This window comes from Ilumatobacter fluminis (genome assembly GCF_004364865.1).
GTDB classification, from domain to species: Bacteria; Actinomycetota; Acidimicrobiia; order Acidimicrobiales; family Ilumatobacteraceae; genus Ilumatobacter; species Ilumatobacter fluminis.
In genome coordinates this window covers 659,218-685,128 of sequence record NZ_SOAU01000001.1, presented here as the reverse complement: position 1 = coordinate 685,128, position 25,911 = coordinate 659,218, and the positions used below count along the sequence as shown (strand labels likewise).

The window sequence follows — 25,911 nt, the reverse complement described above, 5'->3', positions numbered from 1 at the left end:
AGGAGAGATTACACGGCATCCACCGGTAAAATCACCACATGGCACCTGACGTCGCCCCTCCCACCCGAGACGACGTGATGAGCGTCCTGCGCGGCGTCGTCGACCCCGAACTCGGCGCCGACGTGGTGAGCCTCGGCATGGTTCCCGATGTCGTGGTCGCCGACGACGGCGTCGTCACCGTCACGATCAAGCTCACGATCGGCGGGTGCCCGCTGCGCGCCGACATCAAGAAAGACGTCGAGTCACGCCTCGGGTTGCATCCCGGCGTCGCCGACGTCCGGATCGAGTGGGGCGAGATGACCCCCGAGGAGCGCTCGAACGTGATGTCGACGGCTCGCTGGATCGCCCGCGAGCGAGCCCCGCACACCGCCGTGCCGACCGACTGCCAGGTCGTGGCGGTCGCCAGTGGCAAGGGCGGGGTCGGCAAGAGTTCGGTCACCGCCAACCTGGCGGTTGCGCTCGCGGCACGGGGCTTCCGGGTCGGCGTGCTCGATGCCGACATCTGGGGGTTCTCGATGCCGCGGCTGCTCGGCATCTCCGACCGCATGGAAGCCGAGCGGGTCGACGGCTCCGAGAAACCGAAGATCATCCCCAACAAGAAGCAGATCGGCCCGGGCGAACTCGAGGTCGTGTCGACCGGGTTCCTGGTCGACGAGTCGACGGCGCTCATGTGGCGCGGCCTGATGCTGACGAAAGCGGTCGAGCAGTTCTTGTCCGACGTGGCCTGGGGCGAGCTCGATTACCTCCTGATCGACATGCCGCCGGGCACCGGCGACGTCCAGATGGGCCTGGCCCGGCTGCTCCCGCGGGCGTCGATGCTGATCGTCACCACGCCGGCCCGTGCCGCACAGAAAGTGGCCCAGCGTGCGGCCGACATGGCAGCCCGCAGCTTCCTGCCCGTGATCGGCGTGGTCGAGAACATGAGCGCCTTCGTCTGCGACCACGGCGAGACGTACGCCCTGTTCGGCGACGGTGGCGGCGAGGCGCTCGCCACGGCGATCGACGCACCGCTGATCGGTCAGGTGCCGCTCGAACCGGCGGTCGCTGCCGGCAACGACGACGGTGTCCCGGTTGCGACGGGCGGTGACGGCGCCGCAGCGGCCGAGTTCCGTGCGATCGCCGAACGGCTGGCGACCGAGATCGTGCCGCCGAAGACCGACACCGACGTCGACATGGCCGGCTGCTCAGCCCGCCTCCTCGACGCCGTCAACGCCGCCTTCGACGACTGACGGCAACGAAAGAGACGGAACAGAAGGGGTCAGGCACCTTCTGTTCCGTCAGCTCCGACCACCGTCGACGGGTGCGAACAGAAGGTGCCTGACCCCTTCTGTCATGGTGTCGTTCGTCGTCAGAGTGTGAACTCGGGTTCGACGGCGTCGTCGTAGCCGTCGTCACCGGGGCGCTTGATCCCGACGACCTTGCCGTCGACGACGATCACCTTCGGCAAGACCGGTTCAGGGATGCCGACGGCCGCCGCAGCGGCGACGGCGTCGCCGGCGGTCGCGTGCGGCAGCAGGAACTCGAGCGTGGCGATCGTGGGCGGCAGCATCTGCAGCTCGCCGCTGCGCCACAGGTCGATCGCATCGGCCGGGCGCACCCACCGACTGTCGATCGTCTCCTTGTCGTCGTGCAGGGGGTGTTGCGCCGGTGGCGCGGCACCGAGGAAGAACCGGGTGTCGAACCGGCGGCGCTCGCCCTGTGGCGTGATCCAGTGGTCGACGAGATGCAACGAGTCGACCAGCAGCAGCAGCTCCTCGTCGGCGCAGAACTGCGCGAAGTCGAGCCGACCCTCGTGGATCGCGTGGCGGGCGTCGTTGTAGCGGGCGGCGATGTCGGGCTCGTCGAGATCGACCACCTCGTCGTCGCCCTCCCGGCGGGCCAGCAGGACACCCGCCTCCTCGAACACCTCGCGCACGGCGGCCACGTACCAGGCGAGACCGCCCGAGTCGAGACCGAGTCGTTCGGACGCCGGCCCGTCGTCGAGCCCGTCGCAGATCGGTTCGAAGTGATCGGCCTCGTCGGCAGCGTCGACCTTGCCGCCCGGGAACACGTACATGCCGTGGGCGAACGCCGCCGACAACGTGCGCTGCATCATGAAGACCTCGAGGCCCGCCTCGCCGTCGCGCACCAGCATCACCGTGGCGGCGGGTCGGATGGGGACGTCGGCGGCGCGCTGCGGGGTGTCGGGCATCGCCGGAACGCTAGGCGACGTGCTCGCCGGGGCCGGACTCGGAGCCGGTCGGCTCCGGAACGTCGTCTGGGTCGCCGCGACGACCGACGGCGAACAGGATCGCGGCGACGACGATCGCAGCGAGGACGGTCGCGACGATCTGCCAGCGATCCTGGAGCGCGATCGTGATGCGCTGTTGGAGCGAGTCGACACGATCGGTGATCGCCGAGTTGCCCTCGTTCAGGTCGACGACGACGAAGTAGTAGAGCAGGTACAGGCCGGACAACAGCACCAGCGTCGCCGCGACGGTGTGGACGTATCTCGAACCCGACCGCAACGCGCCGAGCAGCGATGTGTTCGCCACGGCCAAGGCCACGGTCAGCGCCGTGACGACGAGCGCCATGCCGAGCCCGTAGGCGACGACGTTGAGGAAGCCGCTCCCCCACCCATCGCGTCGCACGTTGCCGAACAAGGTCGTGCTGAACAGGGGAAGCGTGCAGCTGATCGACGTGATCGCATAAGCGACGCCGTAGCCGGCCATGGCGAGGATCGTGGCCCGTTCGGCTCGCAACCCGCCGAGCGACCCGATGGCCGGCGTGCTCACCGGGAGTTCGTAGCCGGCGAGCATCGCGATGCCGAGGATCACGAATCCGGCGCCGATCACGGCCGTCGCGTAGATCGCGTTGCTCTCGATCCAGCCGGTCACGTACTCCGACACCACGCCGACCGCGACGAAGACCGACAAGAAACCCGCCGACACCGAGGCCGACACCAGCAGGGCCCGCCGAACCGATGCGCGCTGGTCGCCCGGATGCGTGCCGGCGAGGCCGAGGAAGTACATGAGGTACGTCGGGAGGAGGACGAACGCGCACGGATTGACCGAGGCGACGAGACCGCGGAGGAACGACAGCCCCATCAGCCGACGTCCGGGAACAGCTCGGCGATGGCGCTCCGGAGCCCGGCCGCGTCGATCTCGCCGGTCTGGCGGACCACGGTGCCGTCGGCGTCGACGAACAAGGTGACCGGGAAGCCGACGATCCCGATCGCATCGACGAACTCCTGGTCGGGGTCGCGCCAGAGCTCGTACTCGACGCCACGTTCGGTGGCGAACTCGACCATCGCCTCGGGGGTGTCGAACGGGTCGATACCGACGAAGGCGATGCGATCGCCGTACTCGGCGTGCACCTCGGCGAAATCGACGAGCTCGCGCCGACACGGGATACAGCGGGAGAACCACAGGTTCACGATCGCCGGTCGGTCGGCGACCTCGTCGAGACTGCGCTCGACACCGTCGGCGTCGATCAGGACGACGTCGGGGAGCTGTTCGCCGGAGGTGTCGTCGTTGACGTCGTCGAAGGGCTGCTGGAAGATGCCCGGCTCGTCGAGCACGAACGAACCGTCGGTGCGCTGCGACGGCTCGAAGGCGCCACCCAGCCAGAATCCGGCGACGACGACGGCCACGGCGACGACCGAACCGGCGACGATCGCCAGGGCGCGATCTCGGGGCCGTCCGGTCATCCCGTCAGGCTACGGCCGGTGCCACGCGAGGCGAACTCGCGAGGCACCGGCCGGGCCCGGGGGGACGCCGACACGCCCGTGGGAAGGTCGGGTGTGCCGGTGACGTCGACAGCCCGGCAGGTCGGTGATGAAGCCGGCCGGGCCGCGATCTGGTGGTGGTCGTCCTAGACGGCGACCAGGTCGCTGTCACCGTCTACGGCGGGCGGCGAGTCGGCGGATGCACGAACATCCACCTCCACGACACCGAGTTCGTCGACGATGACGGGCGGCCTGGGCCGCTTGGGTGGTCGACCACCTGGTCGCTTGTTGGCGACGATCCGGCCCATCGACAGGAGCTCGCCGCCCCACACACCCCACGGCTCTTCTCGGTCGAGGGCGTCCGCGAGGCACGATTCGGCGAGGGCGCACTTGGCGCAGATCGCCTTGGCGCGAGCGATGTCGAGGACGTGATCGGAGAAGAAGAGCGGGGTCAGGGTGCCGTTGCCGTCGGCGCAGCGGGCGACGGGGACGGTGGAGACGGAGGTTTCGTCGACGGGCGAGAGTTCGATGATGTTCACGGTGCTGGTCCTGTTCTGCTGGTTGTCGTGATGGTGGGTGGTGGTGGTTGTCATGCGAGGGCTGAAAAACGAAGAAGGCCGCCGGGTTCGGAACCCGGCGGCCTCGGTGTGAGGTGTTTCGACGTTGGAGTTACGTCGACCTCGTTCCGAGGGGCCGGGCGGTGCGCTTGATCAGGCCGAAACCGAGACCGGTGGCGCCGGTGGTCCCCACGTAGCCCATCGCGGCATCGGCTGCCGGATTCGCGACACGGGTCGCGACATGGGACGGGGAGACCGCAGCAGCACGCCAGCTACCGGCATGCGGTGCGCGGCGCGCGGCATGCGAGCGGCAGCGGGAGGCGAACGCGCCGAGACGCGCGCCACCGGGCTGCTGGCCCAGTTCTTGCGTCGTCATCGGAATCATTCGGTTCGTCCTCCTGGGTGGGCACCCTACGCGAGTGGGGTGCCGGGATTCGGGTGGGTTTCGCGGCCGGGCCGCACTACGCGTGTTCGGCGCAGCGGGGTCTAGTGGACCACGCTGCGCCGACGTCAGTCAAGGAGGTTTCTGCCATGTCGGACAGAAAGCCTCCGGGAGGCTCGGAACGCTGCCTCAGAGGAACATCTCAGGCCACCAGGTGCGGCGGCAGCGGCACCTCGTCGACGACCAACGGCGGACGGGGATGCTTGGGCGGTCGGCCACGGCCACGCTTGACCTCGACGATCACGCCGTCGATCACCAGCGACCCACCCCACACGCCGTACGGTTCGGCCCGTTCGAGCGCCGACGTGAGGCACGACTCGGCGAGCCCGCACTTGCCGCAGATCGCCTTGGCGCGAGCGATGTCGAACTCGTCGTCGGAGAAGAACAGGTGGGTGAGCGTGCCGTTGCCGTCGGAACACCGGGGATACGACGACAACTGCGGCTCGTCGGCCGTCGATGCCTCGTCGTCGGTGTGCGCCCAACTGACGCCGCGCCGCTCGTCCTGGTCGAACCGGTCGAACGTGTTGTCGTCGATGTCGTCGGCGGCCCGTCCGCCGACAGGGAGGTCGATGAGTGTCATTCCCGCTGCTCCTTCGCTTCCTGTGTCGGGTCCAGAGAGGCGCGAGCCGGGGTCGCTGATACGCGCGTCCGCAGATTTCTCGCGGCGCCGGTGGTCGGTCGATCGGTCATGGTGGTGCTCCTCGGGACGTGTGTTCACGTCCGTCCAGAGCCACCCAACACGTCGACCTCGCGGTTTTCTTGGAAAATTCTTCGGGCAGGCCCCGAATCAGAGGTCGATCAGGATCTTGCCGACGTTGGCGTTGGCCTCCATGTGGCGATGTGCGTCGGCGATCCGGTCGAGTTCGAAGCGGGAGTCGACGACCGGGCGGAGCACGCCGGCGTCGATCAGCGGCACCATCTCGGCGACGAACCGCTGGCAGATCGCCGCCTTCTGCTCGATCGGCCGTGACCGCAGGGTGGTCCCGATCCAGGTGGCTCGCTTGACGAGGAGCAGGCCGATGTTGACGTCGGTCTTGGCGCCTCCCATCAGACCGACCTGGACGATCGTGCCCTGCGGCTTGATCGACGCCAGGTTGCGGTTGGCCTCCTCGCCGCCGACGACGTCGAGGACGACGTCGACGCCACCCGGGACCGCGGACTTCAGTTCGGACGCCCAGTCGGCCGGCGACCGCTCGAGCACCACGTCGGCGCCGAGCTCCCGACACGCGTCGATCTTGCCGGCGGAGCAGGTGACGGCAATGCGGGCACCGATCGCCTTCGCGATCTGGATCGCCGCGGTCCCGACACCGGACGCCCCGGCGTGGACGAGCGCCCACCGTCCGCTCGTGAGCCCGCCTTGGACGACGAGCGCGTCCCACGCGGTGAGGAACACCTCCGGGAAGGCGGCGGCATCGGCCAGGTCGACCGACTCGGGCACCGGCAGTGCGAGCCGTTCGTGGGTCACGAGCAGTTCCGCGTTGCAGGCACCCGCCTCGATGCCCATCACGCGATCGCCCGGCTGCCACAGGGTCACCCGGTCGCCGACCGCGGCGACCGTTCCGGCGTACTCGAGGCCCAGGATTTCGTGGTCGCGCCGCTGCGGGTCGGGGTAGCCGCCCTGTCGTTGCAGGGTGTCGGCCCGGTTCACCGCCGAGTGGGCGACCCGGACCAGGATCTCGTCCGGACCGGGGGTGGGATCGGGGACGTCGGTGACCGTGAGCACCTCCGGCCCGCCGTACTCGTTGACGACGACAGCGCGCATACCCCCGAGTCTCGCGTGCCCACCCCGCCCCGCCCCCACCGACCTCGGCCATTGCGTGAACAAACTGCGGAATAGTTCCGCAGTTGGTTCACGCCTTGATCGGATGTCGGCGTCGGGTGTCGGGGTCAGGTGTTGGCGGTGGTGAGGAGGTCGAGGAAGGTGGTGACCTCGTCGGTGAGCTCACCACCGTCGGTGCGGATGTCCCACTGGTCGGCCGACCAGAACGCCACCATTGCCTCGGCGAAGTCTTCCGACGGTGACCCTTCCCAATCCTCCATGCGGTGGCCGCCGTTGCCGCGCCACGGGGTGTCGGCGGGGAAGCCTCGGAGCTCGGTGAACTCGTCGCGCAATTCGTCGTCGAGCCACTCGAAGTCGACGACGTGGCCGTACTCGTGCAGGATCGTGCGGACGAAGTCGTCGACCGTGCGTCCGCGGTTTCGGTACACGATCACTTCCTTGGTGGAGGCATCGGCGGTGCCGCCGGTGCCCGACAGCAGGCCGCCGATGGTGATCGTCCACTCGGGGAACCACACGTCGGTCGGGGCGATGCCCTGGGCCAACGGGATCGCCGCTTCGATCTTGGCGATGACCTCTTCCTTGGTGTCGGCGTCGGGGTCGAGGGTGTAGACGCGTCCGCAGGCGTCGGCGACGCAGACGGTGTGTGCGCCCTCGTCGGCGATGAACACCCGGGTCTCGAAGGTGCCGTCGGCGGCGATGTCGAACGACACCACGTCACCGGGAGCGTCGTCGACGGTGACCGGGTCGGCGGCGACGGCGCCACGGCCCACGACCAGCGCCACTCCGTTCTCGGGGCTCCGCAACTCGTCGATCGTGACCCGGCCGGCGTCGGCCGGCACCGTCGCGGTTCCGGTCGCGGCCGGCGGCAGGTCGAGCGTCGCCGGAGGCACCGTCACCGACGTCGCCGGCGACGTGTCGCGCACCGGGAGCGGGTCGACGGCTTCGGCGAGCTCACGGCCGTCGTTGCTGGCGCACGACGCCAGTGCGAGCAGCGCCGTCAGCGCGACGAACTCAGCCGTTCGGCGACGCATCGCTCGCGGTGCTCGCGTCGGCCGGTTCGACCGGATCGGCGTCGGCCGACTCGGCCTTCAGCGCGGCCAGCCGTGCGGCGACGTCGTCGGGCCCGGCGAAGACGAGGTCACGGTAGATCTGCAACTCGCTGACGCTTTCGCGGATGTCGTCGAGCGCACGGTGGGCACCCTGCTTCCATCCACGGGCGCCGAGCACGTCGGGGTACCAGCGCCGGACCAACTCCTTCACGCTCGACACGTCGACGGAGCGGTAGTGCAGGTACTCCTCGATCTCGGGAAGATACGCGGCGAGGAACCGTCGGTCGGTGCCGATCGAGTTGCCGCACAGCGGCACCGTGCGCTCGACCGGCGCGTGTTCCCTGATGAACGCCAGCGTCTCGGCTCCGGCCTCCTCCAGCGTGATGGTCGACGCCTTGATCTGGTCGAGGAGCCCGGACCGGGTGTGCATGTCGACCACGAACGGGTCCATCCGGGCGAGTACGTCGTCGGGCTGGTGGACGACCAGGTCGGGGCCCTCGGCGACGATCTGTAACTCGTCGTCGGTCACCAGGGTCGCGATCTCGACGATCACGTCCGAGGTGTGATCGAGGCCGGTCATCTCCAGGTCCATCCACACCAGCATCGATCCGACTCTAACGCGAGGTCCGTGCGACCATGGAGGGATGACGCAGCCGAGTTTCGCCGAGGTGCTCGCCACACCCGACGTGACCGAGGAATGCGAACTCCGCAGCCGGTTCGGCGTGATGGCCTACCACGGCGGCGGTCTGGAGGCGATGACCGACGTGATTGCTCGCGAGGCCGCCGAGCGATCCGGTGCCTCGTATTACGGCGTCGTCCACCCGCCCGGCTGGACGACGCATCTCCCGTCGATCCGCGTCACGCCCGATCAGTCGGATCGTCTCGCGGCCTTCGTCGAGCACGTCGACGTGGTCGTCACCGTGCACGGCTACGGCCGACGCGGGCTGTTCACCTCACTGCTCCTGGGCGGACGGAACCGGCCGCTCGCGACCCACGTCGCCGACCATCTGCGTCGCGCACTACCCGCATACGAGATCGTCGACGACCTCGATCGCATCCCGACCGAGCTGCGCGGCGTGCACCCGAAGAACCCGGTCAACGCGCCGCGTGGAGGCGGCGTCCAGATCGAGCTCCCACCGCGAGTGCGCGGGTCGAGCCCGCTCTGGTGGGACTGGCACGAGCCGATCGTGCCGCACACCCGATCCCTGATCGACGGGTTGGTGACCGCTGTCGAGGATTGGCCGCTCGACTGACCCCTGGACTGACCGGTCGAATCGACGGAGTCGCTACTCGGCTCCGAGATGGCGCAGCGCCATCTGGGCGTAGAGCTCGACGCCGGTCGGCATCGCGTCCTCGTCGAACACCACCAGGTTCGAGTGGTTGGCGGGGGCCGAACGCACGTCGCGCTCGGGTGACGTACCGCCGAGGAACATCATCGTGCCGGGGATCTCGTTGAGCACGTACGAGAAGTCCTCCGCGCCCATGATCGGGTTCGGCAGCCGGTGCACGTTGTGGCCGCCCAGCACGTCGCGCGCCGTGTCGAGCGTGAAGTCGGCGAACTGGTCGTGGTTCGACGTGACCGGGTAGCCGAGGATGATCTCGGGTTCGGCGGTCGCGCCGTGTGCCTCGGCGATCTTGCTCGCGACGCGGCGCAGGTGGTCGTGCACCTTCGCCCGGGTCGCCTCGCTGACGGTTCGGATGGTGCCCTCGATCTCGGCGACGTGCGGGATGATGTTGTTCGTCGTCCCCGCCTGGATGCGGCCGACGGTGACGACGGCGGGATCGAACACGTCGATCCGTCGGGTGACCATCAGCTGCAACGCCTGGACGATCTCGCAGGCGATCGGAACCGGGTCGATCGTGCGGAACGGTTCGCTCGCGTGACCGCCCTCGCCGTGCACCCGGATCATGAACTGGTCGGCCGAGGCCATGCAGGCGCCGCCACGCGTCGCGACCATGCCCGTCGGGATGGTGGACGTGATGTGGAGCGCGAAGGCCCCGGTCACCGGCGATTCGGTGCCGTCGGCCAGCGGCGGCACGTCGAGCAGGCCTTCTTCGAGCATGTACTTGGCGCCGTGGTGCCCTTCTTCGCCGGGCTGGAACATGAACAGCACGCGGCCGGCGATCTCGTCCTGGTGGGCCGACAGCAGCTTGGCCGCCGACGACAGCATCGCCGTGTGGGTGTCGTGTCCGCAGGCGTGCATCTGACCGTCGGTCTTCGACGTGAAGTCGAGGCCGGTCGCCTCCTCGAGCGGCAGGGCGTCCATGTCGCCGCGCAGGAGCACCGTCGGGCCGGGGCGGCCACCGGTCAGGAGCGCAGCGACTCCCGACGTCGACTCGTGGAGCGTGATGTCGAGCGGCAGACCCTCGAGCGATTCGAGCACGGCGTCGCGGGTGATCGGCAGGTCGTTGCCGAGCTCCGGACGTTCGTGGATGCGGCGCCGCAACGCGATCGTGTCGTCCTGCAGATCGAGCGCTTCGTCGCGCAGCGTGTCGAGACTCATGTCGTGACTGTACGCGCGGCGCCCGGGGGCTGTCTCCCCGGCGTACCGTGGCGCGATGGCAGCCGCTGACGAACCCGTCGAGTGGGTCGACGACGACGACCGTGTCATCGACGTCGTCCCACGTTCGACCATGCGCGCCGACAACCTGCTCCACCGCTCGGTGGCGATCATCGTGACCACGTCCGGGGGTCGACTCGTCGTGCAGCGACGGGCCGACGACAAGGATCTGTTCCCCGGCTGGTGGGACATCGGAGCCGGTGGCGTCGTCACAGCGGGCGAGGACCGTTCGGTCGCGGCTCGACGCGAGCTGGCCGAGGAGCTCGGCGTCGACGCCGAGCCGGTGTTCGTCGGCGTCGGACGTCACGACGACGAGCACGCGCGGGAGATCTGCTGGGTCTACCGGGCGGTGTCCGACGGTCCGTTCCGTCCGGTCGACGGCGAGGTCGTCGAGATCCGAGCGGTCGATCCGGACGAGTTCGCGACGCTCCGGTCGTCGGTCCCGTTCCTCCCGGGGAGCCTCGCCCTGCTCCTGCCGCACGTGCCAGCCTTCGACGGCCGGGGCCACGTGTGACGGCCGTGCGACGTGCCGCCTACGATGTACCGCCGTGCAGCGTGTGGAGTTCACGATCGAGCCGTTCGTCGAGGCGGCACCGGGCGATCACGTGACCGCGCCCGTCGACGCACTCCGCTCGCTGGGCTTCGACGTCGACGTCGGGCCGTTCGGGTCGTCGTGCACCGTGGCGAGCGACCGGGTCGGCGACGTCGTCGCTGCGATCTCCCGAATCGCCGTCGCGCACGGTGCGACCCACATCAACATCGACATCGTGGCGGTCGACGAATGAGCGGGCGGCAGCAACCCCATCCGCTGGTCGCCGCCGTGCGGCCCGTGGTCGACGCGGTCGGGGCCACGCTGGTGCCCGCGGACGACGTCGAAGGGTCCGACGTCCCGCTGATCTGGGAGGGCGAAGTGGTCGGCGCCGTCCGCATGCCGCCGCTCCACGGCGCGCTCGATCGTCTGATCGAGGCGGTCGAGGCCGAACTCGGCGACTCGCTCCCCCGCCTGTCGCGCGAAGACAAGCAGAAGGCGGTGCGGCTCCTCGACGAGCGGGGCGCATTCATCCTTCGCCGTGCGGTCGAGGACGTCGCCGACGCGATGGGCGTCAGCCGCATCACGGTCTACAACTACCTGAACGCCATCCACCGCTGACCGCCTGGCCCGGTACGGTGCCTCGAATGGCACGCGGCGACCACTACGACGTCGTCGGCTTCGACGCCGACGACACCCTCTGGAAGTCGGAAGACAGCTTCCGCGAGGCGGAGCAGCTGTACGTCGAGCTGGTCTCGCCGTACGCCCCCGACGGTGTCGACGTGATGCGCTCGCTCGAGGCCATCGAACTCGACAACGTGTCGATCTCGGGCTACGGCGTGAAGGCGTTCGCCCTGTCGATGGTGCAGGCCGCCGTCACCGCGACGAGCGGTGCCGTTCCGTCGAAGGTGCTCGGTCAGATCGTCGATCACGCGCACGACATGCTCATGCAGCCGGTCGAGCTCCTGCCCGGCGTTCCCGAGACCCTGGCCGCCGTGGGACGAACCCATCGCCTGGTCCTCATCACGAAGGGCGATCTGGTCCACCAGCTCCGGAAGGTGCGCACCTCTGGACTCGATCATCACTTCGAACACATCGAGGTCGTGCTCGACAAGGACGCCGACACATACCGCCGCATCCTCGCCGAGTGGCACATCGAGCCGGCCCGGTTCGCGTTCGTCGGCAACTCCGTTCGCTCCGATGTCCTGCCCGTCGTCGAGGTCGGCGGCGCGGGCATCCATGTGCCGTACCACATCACGTGGGGCCACGAGGTCGTCGACGACCACGACGGCGGCTTCACCGAACTCGAGTCGATCACCGACGTCCCCGCCTGGCTCGCCAAATGAGCCCGGCGCAGAACATCTACGACGACGACGAGTTCTTCGCGGCCTACAGCGGGCTGTTGCGGCAGCAGATCGGCCTCGACGGAGCGCCGGAGTGGCCGACGATGCGGGCGATGTTGCCGGCATCGCTCGACGGAATGAGGGTGCTCGACCTCGGTTGCGGCTACGGCTGGATCGCACGCTGGGCGGAGACGGCCGGAGCTGCCGAGGTGGTCGCCGTCGACGTGTCGGAGAAGATGCTCTCGCGCGCCCGTGAGTTCGACGACGGTGGCCGCATCGAGTACGTCCTGGCCGACGTCGACGCGTTCGAGCCAACGGGTTCGTTCGACGTCGTCGTCAGCTCGCTGACGCTGCACTACCTCACCCGCCTCGACGCCGTGCTCGAGCGTCTCGCGTCGTCGATCCGACCCGGCGGCCGGTTCGTCTTCTCGTGCGAGCACCCGATCTACCTGGCGCCGGCCGAACCCCGCTTCGTGAAGGGAGACGGGTTCAGCGAGTGGCCGGTCAGCCGGTACCACGTCGAGGGCGAACGGCGCACGGAGTGGCTCGGCGCGAGCGGGGTCGTGAAGTACCACCGCAAGATCGACACCTACTTCCGGCTCCTGTCAGGCGCCGGCTTCACCGTCACCGACCTCGTCGAATGGGGACCGAGCGCCGCCGACCTCGAGGACCATCCCGAGTGGACCCCCGAACTCGACCGCCCGATGATCCTCCTGGTCGGGGCCCAGATGGGGCCCGTCGGATGATGTCAGACATCATCCGACCAAGTGCGAGCGGACACCCACCGACGCCTGTCGGATGATGTCTGACATCATCCGACGGGTCAGAGCTTGCGGAGTTGGACCTGGCTGATGCGGTGGTCGGACTCTTTGCGCAGGATGAGGCTGGCGCGTTCGCGGGTCGGCTCGATGTTCTCGACCAGGTTCTTGCCGTTGATGGTGCGCCAGATGTGACGAGCGGTCTCGTTCGCCTGCTCGTCGCCGAGCGCCGCGAAGTTGTTGAAGTAGCTGTCGGGGTTCTGGAACACCGATTCGCGGAGGGTGAAGAAGCGATCGACGTACCACTCCTCGATGTGCTGCACGTCGGCGTCGACGTAGATCGAGAAGTCGAAGTAGTCACTGACGAACTCGACGCCCTCGCGTGCGACCTGCAGCACATTGAGCCCCTCCACGATGACGATGTCGGGTTGCCGAACCGTCGCCTCGACCCCGTCGAGGATGTCGTAGGCGGTGTGGTCGTACACCGGCGCCGACACCTCGGCCTCGCCGCTCTTCACCGCACGGAGGAACGCAAGCAGCGAACGGGTGTCGTAGCTCTCGGGGAAGCCCTTGCGGTCCATGATCCCGCGCTCGTTCAACACGGCGTTCGGGTAGAGGAACCCGTCGGTCGTGATCAGGTCGACCTGCGGGTGGTCGGGCCAACGGCCGAGCAGCGCTTGCAGGATGCGCGCGAAGGTCGACTTGCCGACGGCGACCGAACCGGCGACGCCGATCACGTACGGCACCTTCGGGGCGATCGACCCGAGGAAGGTCGACGAGACGCGCTGGAGGTCTTGCGTGGCACTCACGTACAGGTTGAGCAGTCGGCTGAGCGGCAGGTAGATCGCAGCGACCTCGTCGAGGTCGATCCGCTCGTTGATGCCTTGCAACGCCTCGAGGTCGTGTTCTCGGAGCGTCAACGGTGTCGCGGCGCGCAGCTCGGCCCAGTCGTCGCGAGAGAACGTGAGGTACCGGTCGGACACGAGTCTTCACCGTACGCTGGTGCGATGCCCCGATCGCAACCAGCGCGCAAGAAGCTCGGGCAGTACTACACCCCGCCCGACCTCGTCGACCTGTTGGTCGAACGGACCTTCGCCGACATCGACGCCGCCGGCGACTGGGCTGCGTGGCTCCCCACCCGACCGGTCCGGGTGCTCGATCCGGCGTGCGGAGACGGTCGTCTGCTCGAACGGGTGAGGGTCGAACTGCACATGCGCGGCTACTCGGTCGATGCCGTCGGCTGCGATCTCGACGCGGACGCGCTGGCGTCCGTGTCACATCCGCGAACCCGGACGTTCCATGCCAACGCGCTCGAACACGACTGGGGCGACGAACGCTTCGACATCGTCATCGGCAACCCGCCATACCTGTCACAGATGGCGGCGTCGACCTCGCGAGGCGGCTCGAGCAAGCACGGCGGTGGCCCGTACGCCGACGCCGCCGCCGAGTTCCTCGCCCTGGCGGTCGCGCTCGCCGATCCCGACCACGGCCGGGTGTCGCTGGTCCTCCCCCAATCGATCCTGGCCTCGCGCGACGCCGGCCCGATCCGGGCGCGGGTCGACGAGCAGGCCGACCTGGTGTGGTCGTGGTGGTCGACCGAACAGGAGTGGTTCGACGCGGCGGTGAACGTGTGCGTCGTCGGGCTCCGCCGACCGGCCGCCGGTCGTTCGGCACCGATGGCGTGGACTCGGATCGTCACCGACGTGCTGGGCATCCCTCACATCGATCCGGCCACTCTGACGACGCAGGGCACCATCGGGGACCGGGCCGACCTGAACGCCAACTTCCGCGACGAGTACTACGCCCTGGTGCCGGCCGTGGGCGAAGACATCGACGGCCCGCCGCTCGTGACGAGCGGCTTGATCGACCCGGCGCACTGCTCGTGGGGTGAGCGCCGGATCAAGTTCAACAAGCAGTTCTTCCAACGTCCGCGGGTCGACCTGTCGAAGCTCGAAGGTCGGTTCGTCGCCTGGGCCGAACGCAAGCTGGTGCCGAAGGTCCTGGTCGCCAACCAGACCAAGATCGTCGAGGCCGTCGCCGACGTCGACGGGGCATGGGTTCCCGGCGTCCCCGTCACCACGATCATCCCGACGAGCACCGACCCCGACGAGGTCCGACGAACGGTGTTCGACATCGAGGCGATCCTGTGCAGCCCGATCGCCTCCGCGATGTGCTGGCATCTCGGTGGCGGCACCGGGCTCTCGACGAAGGCGGTCCGTGTGTCGCCCGGTGTCCTCGCCGACGTGCCGTGGCCGGCCGGCGACCTGTCCGACGCCGTCGACGCGTGCCGACGAGGCGACATCGTGGCGGCCGGTCGACTGGTCCTCGACGCCTACGGCTGCGACGACGCCACCGCGAGCGCCCTGCTCACTTGGTGGGCCCCAGGGCTCCCGAACGCCGCGAGCGGCGATGCGGCAGGTGACTGACGAATTCGTCCCATCCGGGTGAGCCGGCGACGATCCACAGCACGATGATGCCGATCAGTTCGGCGACGTGGGTCGCCTCCGCGAAGGCGGTCCGGTGGCCGGCGAGCATGTCGGCGACCATGGCGACGACCGTGGCGGCGAACAGGGCACCGACGAACGGCAGCAGGCCGTAGGCCCGGTGCGGTCGCCAGGCGACGTAGGCCAGACCGACGGCGAGTGCGAGCCCCGAGGCGCCGAGGTGTCGGGCGAGATGTTCGGATGCGCCATCGGCCGACCCGAACACCAGCGGTCCGATGCTCTGCACGAAGATGACCAGCGCGCACCACGCCAACACCGGCCGCGCCCATCCCCCACGCCCGAGTCGTGCCGGGCGGGCGTCGGCCATCACCGTCGCGACGAAGACCGGGTCGGGCGTCGAGGCGTGCACACGGAGCCGACGATTGAGGCCGGCGGATCGATCGACGAAGCTCCGACACCCCGCACACGTCTCGAGATGCTGGTCGAGTCGATCCTGCTCGGCAGCGGTCAGCTCGTCGTCGAGCGACGCCGACGCCAACTCGCGGAACGCCGAGCACGGGTCGACGGCGGACAGATCGGTGCGCTCCACAAAGGTGACGGTCGACCCTAGGGATGATTTGGTTCCCACGGCAGACTTGTTTCATGGATCGGCTGACGAAACTGCTCCTCGACGCGCAGGCGGGCGACCGTGGCGCGCTCGAGCGGTTCGTGGCCGAGACCCACCGCGACGTGCTCGACCTGTGTCGCTATCTCGGCGACCGTGACAACGCCGACGATCTCGCCCAGGAGACGTATCAGCGCGCCGTGGCGTCGCTGCACCGGTACCGCGCCACGGGCCCGGCCCGCCACTGGCTGCTCACGATCGCCCGCCGCACGTGCGCCGACGCCACCCGCCGTCGATCCCGCCGCCGGCGCCTCGACCAGCGCGTCGCCGCATGGCCCGACGAGGGTGTCACGAGGCCGAACGACGAGCAGCCCGAGATCGACGAACTGCTCGCGCTGCTCGACGACGACCGCCGCGCCGCGTTCGTCCTGACGCAGCTGAGCGGGTTCCAGTACGACGAAGCCGCGGAAATGCTCGGCGTGCCGATCGGTACGATCCGGTCACGGGTCGCCCGTGCACGCGAGCAACTGCTCGACACAATGGCGCAGACCCGGGAACTCCCACCCACCGCCGAACGACCTGGAACCTGATGTCCACTCCCCGACGCGCCTGGCGCGCCGCCCTGCTGTTGCCCGTTGTCACTCTCACCGTCGCCGCCTGTGGCAGCGACGGCGATGGCCCTGCCCTGTCGGCCGCCGGTGAGGCCGGCCGGAACACGATGCGCACCAACGGCTGCTCGTCCTGTCACGGCGCGAACGGCCAGGGCGGCGTCGGCCCGACCTTCCAGGGCCTCTACGGCACCGAGGTCGAGCTGGACGACGGCACCACCGTGGTCGCCGACGACGACTACCTCTACACCTCGATCAGCGATCCGGGCGCCCAGATCCATGCCGGATACCGCGTGCCGATGCCACCCAACAACCTGACCGATGCCGAGATCGCCGAGATCATCGACTACATCCGCGAGATCGGCCCGAGCTCCGAGGACAACTCGTGAACCGACGCATGACGTTCCGCCGACCGCTCGCCCTCGCTGCGACCTCCGTCGTCGTGTTGGCCGCGTGCGGCGGCGACGAGGAAGCGACACTGACCGGCTACCAACGCGATCCGGCCCCCGATGTGAGCGAGATCACCCTTCCCGACATCGAGACCGGCGACGAGGTGGCGTTGCGGGCCGACGAGGGCGAGCTCTTGGCGATCTACTTCGGGTACACGCACTGCCCCGACTTCTGTCCGACGACGATGTCCGATCTGCGACTGGCGCTCCGCCGGATGGACGAGGACGAAGCCGACCGGGTCGACGTCGCCATGGTGACGGTCGACCCCGATCGCGACCTCGAGATCCTCCCCGAGTACGTCGGCGGCTTCTTCGAGGACGGGATCGCCCTCGGCACCACCGATGCCGCGGCGCTCGCCACCGCGGCTGCACCGTTCGGTGCGACCTACAACGTGCAGACCAACGACGAGGGCGAGATCGAGGTCGCCCACTCGACGGCACTGTACGTCGTCGACGACGAGGGCAAGCTGGTGCTGACCTGGCAGTTCGGCGTCGAGATCGACGAGCTGAAGAACGACCTCGAGATCCTCCTCGACGGGTACTCGGCATGAGTTCGCGAGCCCGCCTGGTGGCAGTCCTGCTGCTGATCCCCGTCGTGATCGTCGGCGGGTTCCTCCTCGGCAGCATGGCCGGCGACGACGGCGGCGCCGGCACGGTCGCCGTGTCCGACGTCGACGACGATTCACAGTTCGCCGAGGACTTCCTGATCCCCGCCGGCACCGCCGACCGCATCGAGGCCGGTGAAGAGGTCGAGATCGTCCCGCAGGAACTCGTGATGGAGACGGGTGAATCGATCCGGATCGTCAACGACGACGACGTCGGACACGTCGTCGGCGTGTTCTACGTCGGCGCAGGTGAGACCCTCACCCAGCGTTTCGACACCCCGGGCGAGCTCAGCGGCGAGTGCAGCGTGCATCCGAGCGGCTCGTTCACCCTGCGGGTCGTCGAGGCGTGATCCGCGCCGTCGGCGCGCTCGTCATCGGCCTGCTCGCAGTCGTCGCGGCACCGTCGGCGGTTCATGCCGATGCCGCCGGACCGACCGACTACGTGACCGAGATCGTCGACGTGTCGCCGGCGTCCGACGCCATCGAACTGGCGGTGATCGGCGGCGACGCCTTCATCGAGCTCTCGGTCGCTCCTGGCCACGAGGTCGTCGTGCTCGGTTACCTCCCCGATCAGGAGCCGTACTTGCGATTCGGAGCCGACGGTGCGGTCGAACGGAACATCCGCTCGTACGCGACGTACTACAACGAGAACCGCTACGGCACCGACGACATCCCCGACGTGGTCGACACCACCGCAGAGCCGGAGTGGGAGCGGGTCGCCGACGACGGCACGTACGCCTGGCACGATCATCGCGCCCACTGGATGTCCGACGAACCCCTCGTCGGTCTCGATCCCGGCGAGTCGCTCCCACTCGACGAGATCGTGCTCGTCGTCGACGGCGTCGAGACGATCGTGACCGTCGAGATCACGCTGCAGGAGTCGGCGTCACCGGTTCCGGCCTTGGTCGGTGCGCTGCTCGGCGCCGTGATCGGGCTGGCCGGGCTGACGTTGGGGCGGGCGTCGAGCACACTCGTGGCGATGGTGCTCGCGATCGCTGCGTTGGCGGCGGGGGTCGCCCAGTACACGTCGCTCCCCGCTTCGACGGGCCCGGAGACCGGCTGGTGGCTGTACCCGGTGGTGGCGCTGGGATGCTCGATCGCCGTGATCGCGATCTACCGACGGTCCATCTGGATCGAGAGCGGCCTGCTCGCGCTGGCGGGCGTCCAGCTGCTGATCTGGGCCTGGCCACGTCGCGGCCACGCGACGGCCGCGTACCTGCCGACCGACCTGCCCGCCGACGTCGATCGGGTCGTGTCGATGATGGTGCTCGTCGGTTCGGTCTTCGTGATCGTCGCAGCCGGGCGAGCGATCGTCGACGCCGCGTCGCCGAGCGACGACCCCGAGCGCGTCCCCGGCTGATCGGGTGTCAGGACGAGGCGAGCGCCTCGTCGATGGCCTCGTCGAGGTCGTCCTCGTCCATCGGGCCGAGGCGGCGTTCGGTGATGTCGCCGTTCGCGTCGATCACGATCGTGACGGGCATGGCCGTCGTGTCGAGCTCGGTGACCACGTAGCCCTCCGAGTCGGCGTACTGGTCGTAGGTGGCGCCCACCTCGGCGAGGTACTCGGCGGCGACGTCGGCATCCTCGCCGACGTTGATGCCGACGAAACGGACCTCGTCGATACGTTCCTGGTGGACCTGCTCGAACGCCGGGATCTCCCGACGGCAGGGGGCGCACCAGGTCGCCCACAGGTTGATGACGGCCGGGCCCTCGATGTCGGCCAGGCTCGTCGTCTCGGTCCCGTCGAGCGACACCAGCTCGACATCGGGCAACGACGAGTCGTCGTCGCCGCCGGAACAGCCGACGGCGACGACGGCGAGGCACGCGGCCAACGCCGCCGTCGCACGCCGTGCGATCACGACTCGGGCGCCGTTTCGGCGACGGTGACGGTGACGGTCACGTCGTCGGCGTTCTCGAAGTCGAGGGTCAGCTCGAACTCGTCGCCGGTCTCGAGCGGCTCGACGAGGTCGAGGAGCATCACGTGGTAGCCGCCCGGCTCGAGCGACACGGTCTCGTCGGCGGGCAGGGGCAGGCCGTCGGCCATCTCCTGCATGACCATGGCCATGTCGCCGTCGCCCATGTCCATCTCGTGGTCGCCGTCCTCCATGTCGTCCATGTCGGACATCTCGCCGTCGTCCATGTCGGACATCTCGCCGTCGTCCATGTCGTCCATGTCGTCCATGTCGTCCATGTCGTCCATGTCGTCCATGTCCATCTCGGCTTCGACGATCTCGTGGATCTGGGCCTCGCCGGCGACATCGCTCGACACCGACGCAGCGACGAGCACGTCGTCGTCGGCGGCGGTGATGTCGAAGTACGCCGCACCGAGGGTGGTCGCCATGGGCGAGGTACGCGCCCAGGCGTTGTCGATCTCGACGGCCTCGTCGTCGCCACCACAGGCAGCGAGCACGAGCGCGGCAGCAGAAAGAATGGTCAGTTCACGCTTCATATGCGTTCCTGGTCGTCGGCCGGGGGACGATAGTTCCCGAGGATCCCGACGAATCGATCACCGGTTCCAGGGGGCCGTCGGCGAGGCGGCACCCTCGCCCCCGGTGAGCACCTCGACGCCGTCGTCGGTGACGAGGCAGGTGTGCTCGAACTGGGCGGTGCGCTTGCCGTCGGCGGTGACCGCGGTCCAGTCGTCGTCCCACATCTTGTGCTGCCACGTGCCGAGGGTGATCATCGGCTCGACCGTGAACGTCATGCCCGGCCGCATGATCATCGAGTTGCGCGAGTCGTAGTAGTGCAGCACCTGGATGTCGGTGTGGAACTGCTCACCGATGCCATGCCCGATGAACGCCTTGACGACGCCCATCTTGTGCGCCTTCGCATGGTCTTCGATCGCCCGTCCGATGTCGCTGATCGGTCGACCGGGGACGATGGCCTCGATGCCCTTCCAGGTCGCCTCCTCGGTGACCCGGACGAGGTCGCGGCTCTGCGGGTCGACGTCGCCCATGAAGAACGTGGCGTTGGTGTCGCCGTGGACACCACCGATGTAGGCGGTGACGTCGAGGTTCATGATGTCGCCGTCCTGGATCACCCGGGAGTCGGGGATGCCGTGGCAGATGACCTCGTTCGCCGAGCTGCACAGGCTCTTCGGGAAGTGGTTGTAGTTCAGGGTGCTCGGGTAGGCGCCACGCTCGATGTACAGGTCGTGGGCGTAGGCGTCGACCTCGTCGGTGGTCATCCCGACCTGCATGTACTCGCCGGTGAGCCGCAAGATCTCGGCCGCCACCTTGCCGGCGTGGCGCATGCGTTCGATGACCTCGGGCGACTTGATGCGTGGTTCGTCCCAGTAGACGGGTTCGCCGGTCTCGGCCCAGTTCGGCCGCTCGATGCCGTCGGGCACGGTGCGCATGGGCGACACCTCGCCGGGCAGCACGCGACCCTCGAGCTTCTTGTGGCAGCGCTTGTACTTGCGCCCGCTCCCGCACCAACACGGATCGTTCGCCTGCGGGAGCACGGACGGGGGCTGAGAAACGGCACGCATGGTGGCAACGAGTCTACGGGCGGTCCGGCGGCGGCCCGACGGCGTTGCATCGAGCGGGGCCGGGAGCGCTTCCAGGACGGGGGGTGTGTGGACGACGGCGGATTCGCCCACACACCGCATGTACCCCGTCGGTGTCGGCCTCGCCACAGCGGAACGGCAAGACCACCGAGTCGAGTCACCGGAGCGACTCGCTTGTCGGGCGAGCGTACGACCGGATGTTTGCGACCGCAAGCCACCGACTGAGCGGAGGCTGAGACCTGGTTCGGGTCAGGACCCTGCAGGCGTTATCTGTGGGTCCCGGGGAGGTGCACCCGGGATCATGAACCAGACGACACCTCCGGGGCCGTCTCCGATCCCGATCCGACCGTCGTGGGCCTCGACGATGCCGCGGGCGATCGCCAGTCCGAGCCCAGCGGTGCCCGTTCGGACGTCGCGCGCCTCGTCACCCCGGGTGAACGCCTCGAACGCGACGTCGCGGACGTGCGGCGCGAACCCGGGACCACCGTCGGCGACCCGGGCGATGACGTCGTCGCCGTCCTGGTGGACGTCGACGGCGACCGTCGACCCCTCCGGCGAGTGTCGGATCGCGTTCTCGATCAGGTTGCGCAGCACCCGAGCCAGCTGTGCCGGCTCACCGTCGACCGGGGCGCCCGACGTCGCCTCGAAGCGCAACGTCACGCTCTCACGGGCCGCGAGCGGACGCATCGAGTCGACGGCTTCGTCGGCCAGTTCGGCGAGGTCGAGCCGGCTTCGGCGCATCTCGAGGGTGCCGCTCGCGAGCCTGGTGTGCAGGCCGAGGTCGTCGACGAGCACGGCGAGCGCCTCGACCTGATGCTCCATCCCCTTCAGGTAGGCGTCGGGATCGTCGGCGAGGCCGTCGCGGATCGCCTCCACCGACACCCGCAACGCGGCCAGCGGGGTCCGCAGGTCGTGCGAGATCGACGACAGCATGAGCGCCCGTTCCTTCTCGACCGCGTCGAGGCGTTCGGTCATGCGGTCGAACTCGAGCGCTGCGTCGCCCAGCTCGTCGTTGCGGGCGACGCCGGTGCGGACGTTCAGGTCGCCGGCGGCGACGCGGCGGGCCGCCTCGCTCAGACGGTGGGCGTCGCGTGCGATCGGCGCCGAGAGGATCCAGGCGGCGAGTGCCGCCGCCACCGCAGCGGGCAGCATGATCCACAGCAGGGTGCCGAGATCCTGATCGTTGATGAACATCTGTTGGGCGGCGATCAGGATCATGATCACGGCGACGGCAAGCACGCCCATCGAGGCCCACATGAAGCGACGACCCAGTCGATTGAGTCCCCACCGGTTGCGGGTGGCGTCGGTCATGGCTCGAACCGGTAGCCGACGCCCCACACCGTGGTGATCCAGCGGGGGTTCTCGGGGTCGGCCTCGATCTTGTTCCGGATGCGACGGACGTGCACGGTGACCGTGGCCGGGTCTTGCCAGTCGGGCGACGACTGCCACACGTCACGCAACAGGTCGGCTCGGGAGAACACCTCGCGAGGCGACGCGGCCAGGTGCGCGAGCACGTCGAACTCCTTCGGCGTGAAGTCGACGAGTTCGCCGTCGAGGGTGACCTCGCGGGCTCGCTGGTCGACGACGAGCGGCCCGAAGTCGAGCCGGGCTGCGTCGGTGGCGACCTTGGGCGCCGCCCGGCGCAGCACGCCGTTGACGCGCGCCGCCAGTTCGCGGGGCGAGAACGGCTTCACCACGTAGTCGTCGGCGCCGAGCTCGAGGCCGGCGACACGGTCGCTCTCCTCTGCCCGGGCGGTCAGCATGATGACGGGCATGTCGCCCATCTGGCGGATGCGGCGCAGGATGTCGAGTCCGTTGACGCCGGGCAGCATCATGTCGAGCACCACGAGATCGAAGCGTTCCCGCTGCACGAGGTCGATCGCCGTCGTGCCGTCGCCGGCCTCGGTGACGGCGTGCCCGTCACGCCGCAGGTAGGTCGCGACGACCTCACGCACGGTCGGCTCGTCGTCGACGACGAGCACTGCGGTGCCGGAGACGGACTCACTCATGGCAGTGAGCTTGTCCGACGGCGTGGCCCCGGGCAACCCGGGGCCACGCTGTTTCGGAAACGTTCCGTTGGGTCGGAGCGTCGATCAGGCGGTGCGTCGGCGGACGCCGACCAAGGCGAGCCCCGCCGCGATCAGAGCGAACGCCAGCACGGCGATCGTCGTGTTCGTCTCCGACGAGGCACCCGTCGGGGGCAACGTGCCCGCCCCCGCATCGAACGCCGTCGTCGTCGTCGCCGGCTCCGTCGTGGTCGTGGTCGGCTCCGGAGCCGGATCGTCGATCGCCACCTCGATCTCGACGAGGCCGCCGTTCTCGATCGTGAACTCGGCGTCCGGATCGTCGGTCACCATCGCCTCCTGGATGACCGGCAACGACGTGGTCGTGGTGCTCGGTGCCGTCACCGACTGGGTGATCTCACGGGTATAGCCATCGGGGCCCGTGTAGCCGATCACGTAGTCGCCGATCGGCAGCATCTCGTCGAGGCAGGAGCCGTCGGCCGCGCACGCTGTCGCTGCGATGACCGGGGCGTCGACACCGTCCTCGTACACCTCGATCGACACGTCCTCGACGCCGGCGGTGCCGCCGTCGTCGTTGTTCACCGAGGCCGTCACGATCAACTGCCCCTCCGCATACGTGTTGGTGATGGTGCAGTAGAGATCGCTCTCGAGCAGGTCGTACGTGGCGCTCTCGTCGTCGAACGCCTCGCGATCGTCCTCTTCGTAGTCGAACGGGTCGATGCCCTCGCAGTCGAGCGCCGCCAGCTCGTACCCGGTCACCGGGAGTTCGCCCAGTGTGATGACCCCCGGTTCGACGCCGATCACCGCACAATCGGTGCCCGCGTCGGCGTCGTCCCACCCCTCGCAGGTCGCGTCCGACGGGTCGACCGCGGTCGCGACCTGGGCGCCGTCCGCGAACACCTCGAGGGTGAAGTCGCTCGCCGGAGCGGGCGTGTCGGTCCCGACGACCGTCTTGTCGAGGATCACGATCCCCTGCCGGAGAGCCACCGTGCACTGAGCGGGATAATTGCCGCCGGTCGCGAACTCGGCGCCCGGGTCGTCGAGCCGCTCGGTGATGTCGCCTCCGTCGTAACACTCGACGTACACCGACCAGCCCTCGGGCACGCCGCTCAACCCCAGTGCGTAGGTGCCGCCCGGCTGGCCGGGGAGATCGCAGCCGACGTTGTGCTGGGCGACAAATCGGGTCGAACCGTCGTAGTCGTACTCGTCACAGGTCGGCGTCACCATGGTGCCGCCGGCCGTCTCGTAGAACTCGACGACGATGCCGTCGCGCACGGTGGGCGCGTCGACGCCCGAGAGGACGACCTCGACCCAGACGTCATTGGGCTCTTGTGCATCGGCCGGCGCGGCCAGCGCCAGCCCGCCAGAGGCAGCGACCGCCGTCGCCACCATCATCCGCTTGATCCGTCCCATCATCCCGCTCTCCTTGTTTCGCCATTCGGTTGGAACCCCGATGACGCTACGGATCGGCCCTCGGGCGATCTTCGGGCGGTCTTCACGAACCGAGATCGGCGCGGGAGTGTCGAGCCCGAAACCGACGAAACGGGGCCGGCGACGTGTCGCCGGCCCCGTGTGGGTCGTTCGTCAGGCGGTGCGTCGGCGGACGCCGACCAGGGCGAGACCCGCCGCGATCAGAGCGAACGCCAGCACGGCGATCGTCGTGTTCGTCTCCGACGAGGCACCCGTCGGGGGCAACGTGCCCGCCCCCGCATCGAACGCCGTCGTCGTCGTCGCCGGCTCCGTCGTGGTGGTGGTCGGCTCCGGAGCCGGATCGTCGATCGCCACCTCGATCTCGACCACCTCACCGAACGCCGCCGTGAATGCCGCGTCGGCGTCGTCGGTGACCTTCTCGGTGACGACCAAGCTCACCGACTGGGTGATCTCCCGCGTGTAGCCGTCGGGGCCGATGTAGCCGATCACGTAGTCACCGATCGGCAGCATCTCGTCGAGACACGAGCCGTCGGCGGCGCACGCCGTGGCCGCGATCACCGGCGTGTCACCGTCGGCCTCGTACACCTCGATCGACACGTCTTCGACACCGGCGACGCCACCGTCGTCGTTGTTCACCGACGCTGTCACGATCAGCTGGCCCTCGCGGTACACGTTCGTGACCGTGCAGTACGCATCACCGTCGTCGGTCCGGAACGCTGCGCTTTCGTCATCGATGATCTCCAGCTGCTCGTCGCCCGCCTCTCCGAAGTACCTCCGCAGGTCGATGAAGCTGTCGCATTCGACCGAGCCGACCTCGTAGCCGTGTGACGGCAGCACCTCTCCGAGGGTGTACTCGCCGGCGGGCAGGGCGATGATCTCGCATTCGGTCAAGCTTCCGGTGCACACGTCGTCGGACGGATCGACGATCGGGTCACCGGTGTCGACCAGCACGCCCTGGTCGTCGTACACCTCGAACTCGAAGTCGGACGCCGACGCGTCGCCGCCCTCGACCACCTTGTCCACGGCGAGCATCGGCGTCACGACATAGATTTCGCAGTCCCAGTAGGGCGACTGGACCGACATCGTGAACGTCGGAGTGCCGCTCTCGATCCGTTCCCTCTGGCCGAGGTCGTAACAGTACGCCGAGACGGACCAGCCCTCTGGCACGCCGTCGAGGCCGAGCGCGTAGTCACCGTACGCGAAGGCGTCGCACGAGATTTCGGTCTCCGCGTTGAACGTCTCGACGACCGGCGTCGACGGAGCCCCGCAATTGTTGCCGGCGACATCGATGCCGCCCGACTCCTGGAAGACCTCGAGGGTGAGTCCGGCGAGGACCGACTCGGCATCGGGGCCGTCGACCAGGAGTTCGATCGACACCCCGTTTCCTCCACCGCCGGCCTCGACCGGTGCTGCGAGCACCACTCCTGTTCCTGCCATGACCGTGGTCGCCACGATCATCTTCCGCCATCGTCCCATGTGCCGCTCCTTTGATTCGCCGTTGGTTGGAACGGCG

31 protein-coding genes are annotated in these 25,911 nt (G+C 68.8%); 13 read left to right on the top strand and 18 right to left on the bottom strand.

Features of this window, described 5'->3' with window-relative positions:
* The first annotated feature begins 38 nt into the window (after positions 1 to 38).
* The gene (locus tag BDK89_RS03065; protein WP_133867559.1) at positions 39 to 1,229 is read left to right on the top strand and encodes an Mrp/NBP35 family ATP-binding protein; all 1,191 of its coding nucleotides are present in this window, start codon (positions 39 to 41) and stop codon (positions 1,227 to 1,229) included.
* Positions 1,230 to 1,348: 119 nt separating this feature from the next.
* On the opposite strand, the gene BDK89_RS03060 is transcribed toward BDK89_RS03065, so the two are convergent.
* The 8 genes from BDK89_RS03060 to orn form a co-directional block, all read right to left on the bottom strand.
* Complete coding sequence (locus BDK89_RS03060) at positions 1,349 to 2,191, bottom strand: NUDIX hydrolase (RefSeq protein WP_133867558.1); 843 nt, start codon at positions 2,189 to 2,191, stop codon at positions 1,349 to 1,351.
* 10 nt (positions 2,192 to 2,201) lie between these two features.
* The gene (locus BDK89_RS03055; RefSeq protein ID WP_133867557.1) at positions 2,202 to 3,086 is read right to left on the bottom strand and encodes a cytochrome c biogenesis CcdA family protein; all 885 of its coding nucleotides are present in this window, start codon (positions 3,084 to 3,086) and stop codon (positions 2,202 to 2,204) included.
* Complete coding sequence (locus BDK89_RS03050; RefSeq protein WP_133867556.1) at positions 3,086 to 3,688, bottom strand: TlpA family protein disulfide reductase; 603 nt, start codon at positions 3,686 to 3,688, stop codon at positions 3,086 to 3,088. Before BDK89_RS03050 ends, BDK89_RS03055 begins: the two co-directional genes overlap by 1 nt.
* Before the next feature lie 164 nt (positions 3,689 to 3,852).
* Entirely contained in the window at positions 3,853 to 4,299 is a 447-nt protein-coding gene (locus tag BDK89_RS03045) for a WhiB family transcriptional regulator (protein WP_133867555.1), read from the bottom strand.
* Between the two features lie 548 nt (positions 4,300 to 4,847).
* On the bottom strand, positions 4,848 to 5,285 hold the full coding sequence (locus BDK89_RS03040; protein WP_133867554.1) for a WhiB family transcriptional regulator: 438 nt from the start codon (positions 5,283 to 5,285) through the stop codon (positions 4,848 to 4,850).
* 207 nt (positions 5,286 to 5,492) lie between these two features.
* Positions 5,493 to 6,467, bottom strand: coding sequence for an NAD(P)H-quinone oxidoreductase (locus tag BDK89_RS03035; RefSeq protein ID WP_133867553.1), 975 nt, complete (start codon positions 6,465 to 6,467; stop codon positions 5,493 to 5,495).
* Between the two features lie 125 nt (positions 6,468 to 6,592).
* Positions 6,593 to 7,516: a hypothetical protein gene (locus BDK89_RS03030; protein ID WP_133867552.1), complete on the bottom strand. Its 924-nt coding sequence runs from the start codon at positions 7,514 to 7,516 to the stop codon at positions 6,593 to 6,595.
* Positions 7,497 to 8,138 (bottom strand): oligoribonuclease, encoded by a 642-nt coding sequence (gene orn / locus BDK89_RS03025; protein WP_133867551.1) that lies wholly within the window; start codon positions 8,136 to 8,138, stop codon positions 7,497 to 7,499. The genes BDK89_RS03030 and orn overlap by 20 nt, the downstream gene beginning before the upstream one ends.
* 40 nt (positions 8,139 to 8,178) lie before the next feature.
* On the opposite strand from orn, the gene BDK89_RS03020 reads away from it, so the two are divergent.
* Positions 8,179 to 8,787: a poly-gamma-glutamate hydrolase family protein gene (locus BDK89_RS03020; RefSeq protein WP_133867550.1), complete on the top strand. Its 609-nt coding sequence runs from the start codon at positions 8,179 to 8,181 to the stop codon at positions 8,785 to 8,787.
* Positions 8,788 to 8,820: 33 nt separating this feature from the next.
* Here the strand turns inward: BDK89_RS03020 and BDK89_RS03015 are convergent, their stop codons facing one another.
* Positions 8,821 to 10,038: a M20 metallopeptidase family protein gene (locus BDK89_RS03015; protein WP_133867549.1), complete on the bottom strand. Its 1,218-nt coding sequence runs from the start codon at positions 10,036 to 10,038 to the stop codon at positions 8,821 to 8,823.
* 55 nt (positions 10,039 to 10,093) lie between these two features.
* Between BDK89_RS03015 and BDK89_RS03010 the strand changes: the two genes are divergently transcribed.
* The 5 genes from BDK89_RS03010 to BDK89_RS02990 are packed head-to-tail and all read left to right on the top strand — an operon-like array spanning position 10,094 to position 12,713.
* A complete protein-coding gene (locus BDK89_RS03010) occupies positions 10,094 to 10,609 on the top strand; it encodes an NUDIX hydrolase (RefSeq protein WP_133867548.1) in 516 nt (171 codons plus the stop codon).
* A 34-nt stretch (positions 10,610 to 10,643) separates the two neighbouring features.
* On the top strand, positions 10,644 to 10,880 hold the full coding sequence (locus BDK89_RS03005; protein WP_133867547.1) for a hypothetical protein: 237 nt from the start codon (positions 10,644 to 10,646) through the stop codon (positions 10,878 to 10,880).
* Positions 10,877 to 11,245: a helix-turn-helix domain-containing protein gene (locus tag BDK89_RS03000; protein ID WP_133867546.1), complete on the top strand. Its 369-nt coding sequence runs from the start codon at positions 10,877 to 10,879 to the stop codon at positions 11,243 to 11,245. Before BDK89_RS03005 ends, BDK89_RS03000 begins: the two co-directional genes overlap by 4 nt.
* A 26-nt stretch (positions 11,246 to 11,271) precedes the next feature.
* Positions 11,272 to 11,970 carry an HAD family hydrolase gene (locus tag BDK89_RS02995; protein WP_133867545.1) on the top strand — a complete coding sequence of 233 codons (699 nt, stop codon included), beginning with the start codon at positions 11,272 to 11,274 and terminating at the stop codon, positions 11,968 to 11,970.
* On the top strand, positions 11,967 to 12,713 hold the full coding sequence (locus BDK89_RS02990; RefSeq protein WP_133867544.1) for a class I SAM-dependent methyltransferase: 747 nt from the start codon (positions 11,967 to 11,969) through the stop codon (positions 12,711 to 12,713). The genes BDK89_RS02995 and BDK89_RS02990 overlap by 4 nt, the downstream gene beginning before the upstream one ends.
* Positions 12,714 to 12,790: 77 nt before the next feature.
* On the opposite strand, the gene coaA is transcribed toward BDK89_RS02990, so the two are convergent.
* Positions 12,791 to 13,708, bottom strand: a complete 918-nt coding sequence (gene coaA, locus BDK89_RS02985; RefSeq protein ID WP_133867543.1) for a type I pantothenate kinase — start codon at positions 13,706 to 13,708, stop codon at positions 12,791 to 12,793.
* A gap of 24 nt (positions 13,709 to 13,732) precedes the next feature.
* Between coaA and BDK89_RS02980 the strand changes: the two genes are divergently transcribed.
* A complete protein-coding gene (locus BDK89_RS02980) occupies positions 13,733 to 15,151 on the top strand; it encodes an N-6 DNA methylase (protein WP_133867542.1) in 1,419 nt (472 codons plus the stop codon).
* Here the strand turns inward: BDK89_RS02980 and BDK89_RS02975 are convergent.
* The gene (locus tag BDK89_RS02975; protein WP_166657338.1) at positions 15,093 to 15,758 is read right to left on the bottom strand and encodes a zf-HC2 domain-containing protein; all 666 of its coding nucleotides are present in this window, start codon (positions 15,756 to 15,758) and stop codon (positions 15,093 to 15,095) included. The two genes, BDK89_RS02980 and BDK89_RS02975, sit on opposite strands and share 59 nt — an antisense overlap.
* 53 nt (positions 15,759 to 15,811) lie before the next feature.
* Here BDK89_RS02975 and BDK89_RS02970 point away from each other — a divergent pair, with 53 nt between their 5' ends.
* Genes BDK89_RS02970 through BDK89_RS02950 form a run of 5 tightly spaced genes read left to right on the top strand, consistent with a single transcriptional unit; the run spans position 15,812 to position 18,795 of the window.
* Positions 15,812 to 16,363, top strand: a complete 552-nt coding sequence (locus BDK89_RS02970; RefSeq protein WP_133867540.1) for a sigma-70 family RNA polymerase sigma factor — start codon at positions 15,812 to 15,814, stop codon at positions 16,361 to 16,363.
* Positions 16,363 to 16,770 carry a c-type cytochrome gene (locus tag BDK89_RS02965; protein ID WP_133867539.1) on the top strand — a complete coding sequence of 136 codons (408 nt, stop codon included), beginning with the start codon at positions 16,363 to 16,365 and terminating at the stop codon, positions 16,768 to 16,770. The genes BDK89_RS02970 and BDK89_RS02965 overlap by 1 nt, the downstream gene beginning before the upstream one ends.
* A gap of 8 nt (positions 16,771 to 16,778) precedes the next feature.
* A complete protein-coding gene (locus BDK89_RS02960; protein WP_133867538.1) occupies positions 16,779 to 17,381 on the top strand; it encodes an SCO family protein in 603 nt (200 codons plus the stop codon).
* Positions 17,378 to 17,785 carry a cupredoxin domain-containing protein gene (locus BDK89_RS02955; RefSeq protein WP_133867537.1) on the top strand — a complete coding sequence of 136 codons (408 nt, stop codon included), beginning with the start codon at positions 17,378 to 17,380 and terminating at the stop codon, positions 17,783 to 17,785. The genes BDK89_RS02960 and BDK89_RS02955 overlap by 4 nt, the downstream gene beginning before the upstream one ends.
* Positions 17,782 to 18,795, top strand: coding sequence for a hypothetical protein (locus BDK89_RS02950; protein ID WP_133867536.1), 1,014 nt, complete (start codon positions 17,782 to 17,784; stop codon positions 18,793 to 18,795). The genes BDK89_RS02955 and BDK89_RS02950 overlap by 4 nt, the downstream gene beginning before the upstream one ends.
* Positions 18,796 to 18,802: 7 nt before the next feature.
* Here the strand turns inward: BDK89_RS02950 and BDK89_RS02945 are convergent, their stop codons facing one another.
* The 7 genes from BDK89_RS02945 to BDK89_RS02915 all read right to left on the bottom strand — a co-directional run bounded on the left by BDK89_RS02945 (position 18,803) and on the right by BDK89_RS02915 (position 25,874).
* Complete coding sequence (locus BDK89_RS02945) at positions 18,803 to 19,294, bottom strand: TlpA family protein disulfide reductase (RefSeq protein ID WP_133867535.1); 492 nt, start codon at positions 19,292 to 19,294, stop codon at positions 18,803 to 18,805.
* Positions 19,291 to 19,884 carry a copper chaperone PCu(A)C gene (locus BDK89_RS02940; protein WP_133867534.1) on the bottom strand — a complete coding sequence of 198 codons (594 nt, stop codon included), beginning with the start codon at positions 19,882 to 19,884 and terminating at the stop codon, positions 19,291 to 19,293. Before BDK89_RS02940 ends, BDK89_RS02945 begins: the two co-directional genes overlap by 4 nt.
* A gap of 57 nt (positions 19,885 to 19,941) precedes the next feature.
* A complete protein-coding gene (gene map / locus BDK89_RS02935; RefSeq protein WP_133867533.1) occupies positions 19,942 to 20,925 on the bottom strand; it encodes a type I methionyl aminopeptidase in 984 nt (327 codons plus the stop codon).
* A gap of 267 nt (positions 20,926 to 21,192) precedes the next feature.
* Positions 21,193 to 22,254, bottom strand: a complete 1,062-nt coding sequence (locus BDK89_RS02930) for a sensor histidine kinase (RefSeq protein ID WP_133867532.1) — start codon at positions 22,252 to 22,254, stop codon at positions 21,193 to 21,195.
* Positions 22,251 to 22,952, bottom strand: coding sequence for a response regulator transcription factor (locus tag BDK89_RS02925; RefSeq protein WP_133867531.1), 702 nt, complete (start codon positions 22,950 to 22,952; stop codon positions 22,251 to 22,253). Before BDK89_RS02925 ends, BDK89_RS02930 begins: the two co-directional genes overlap by 4 nt.
* A gap of 84 nt (positions 22,953 to 23,036) precedes the next feature.
* Positions 23,037 to 24,383 (bottom strand): hypothetical protein, encoded by a 1,347-nt coding sequence (locus BDK89_RS02920; RefSeq protein ID WP_133867530.1) that lies wholly within the window; start codon positions 24,381 to 24,383, stop codon positions 23,037 to 23,039.
* A 168-nt stretch (positions 24,384 to 24,551) separates the two neighbouring features.
* On the bottom strand, positions 24,552 to 25,874 hold the full coding sequence (locus tag BDK89_RS02915; protein WP_133867529.1) for a hypothetical protein: 1,323 nt from the start codon (positions 25,872 to 25,874) through the stop codon (positions 24,552 to 24,554).
* Between the last annotated feature and the right edge of the window lie 37 nt (positions 25,875 to 25,911).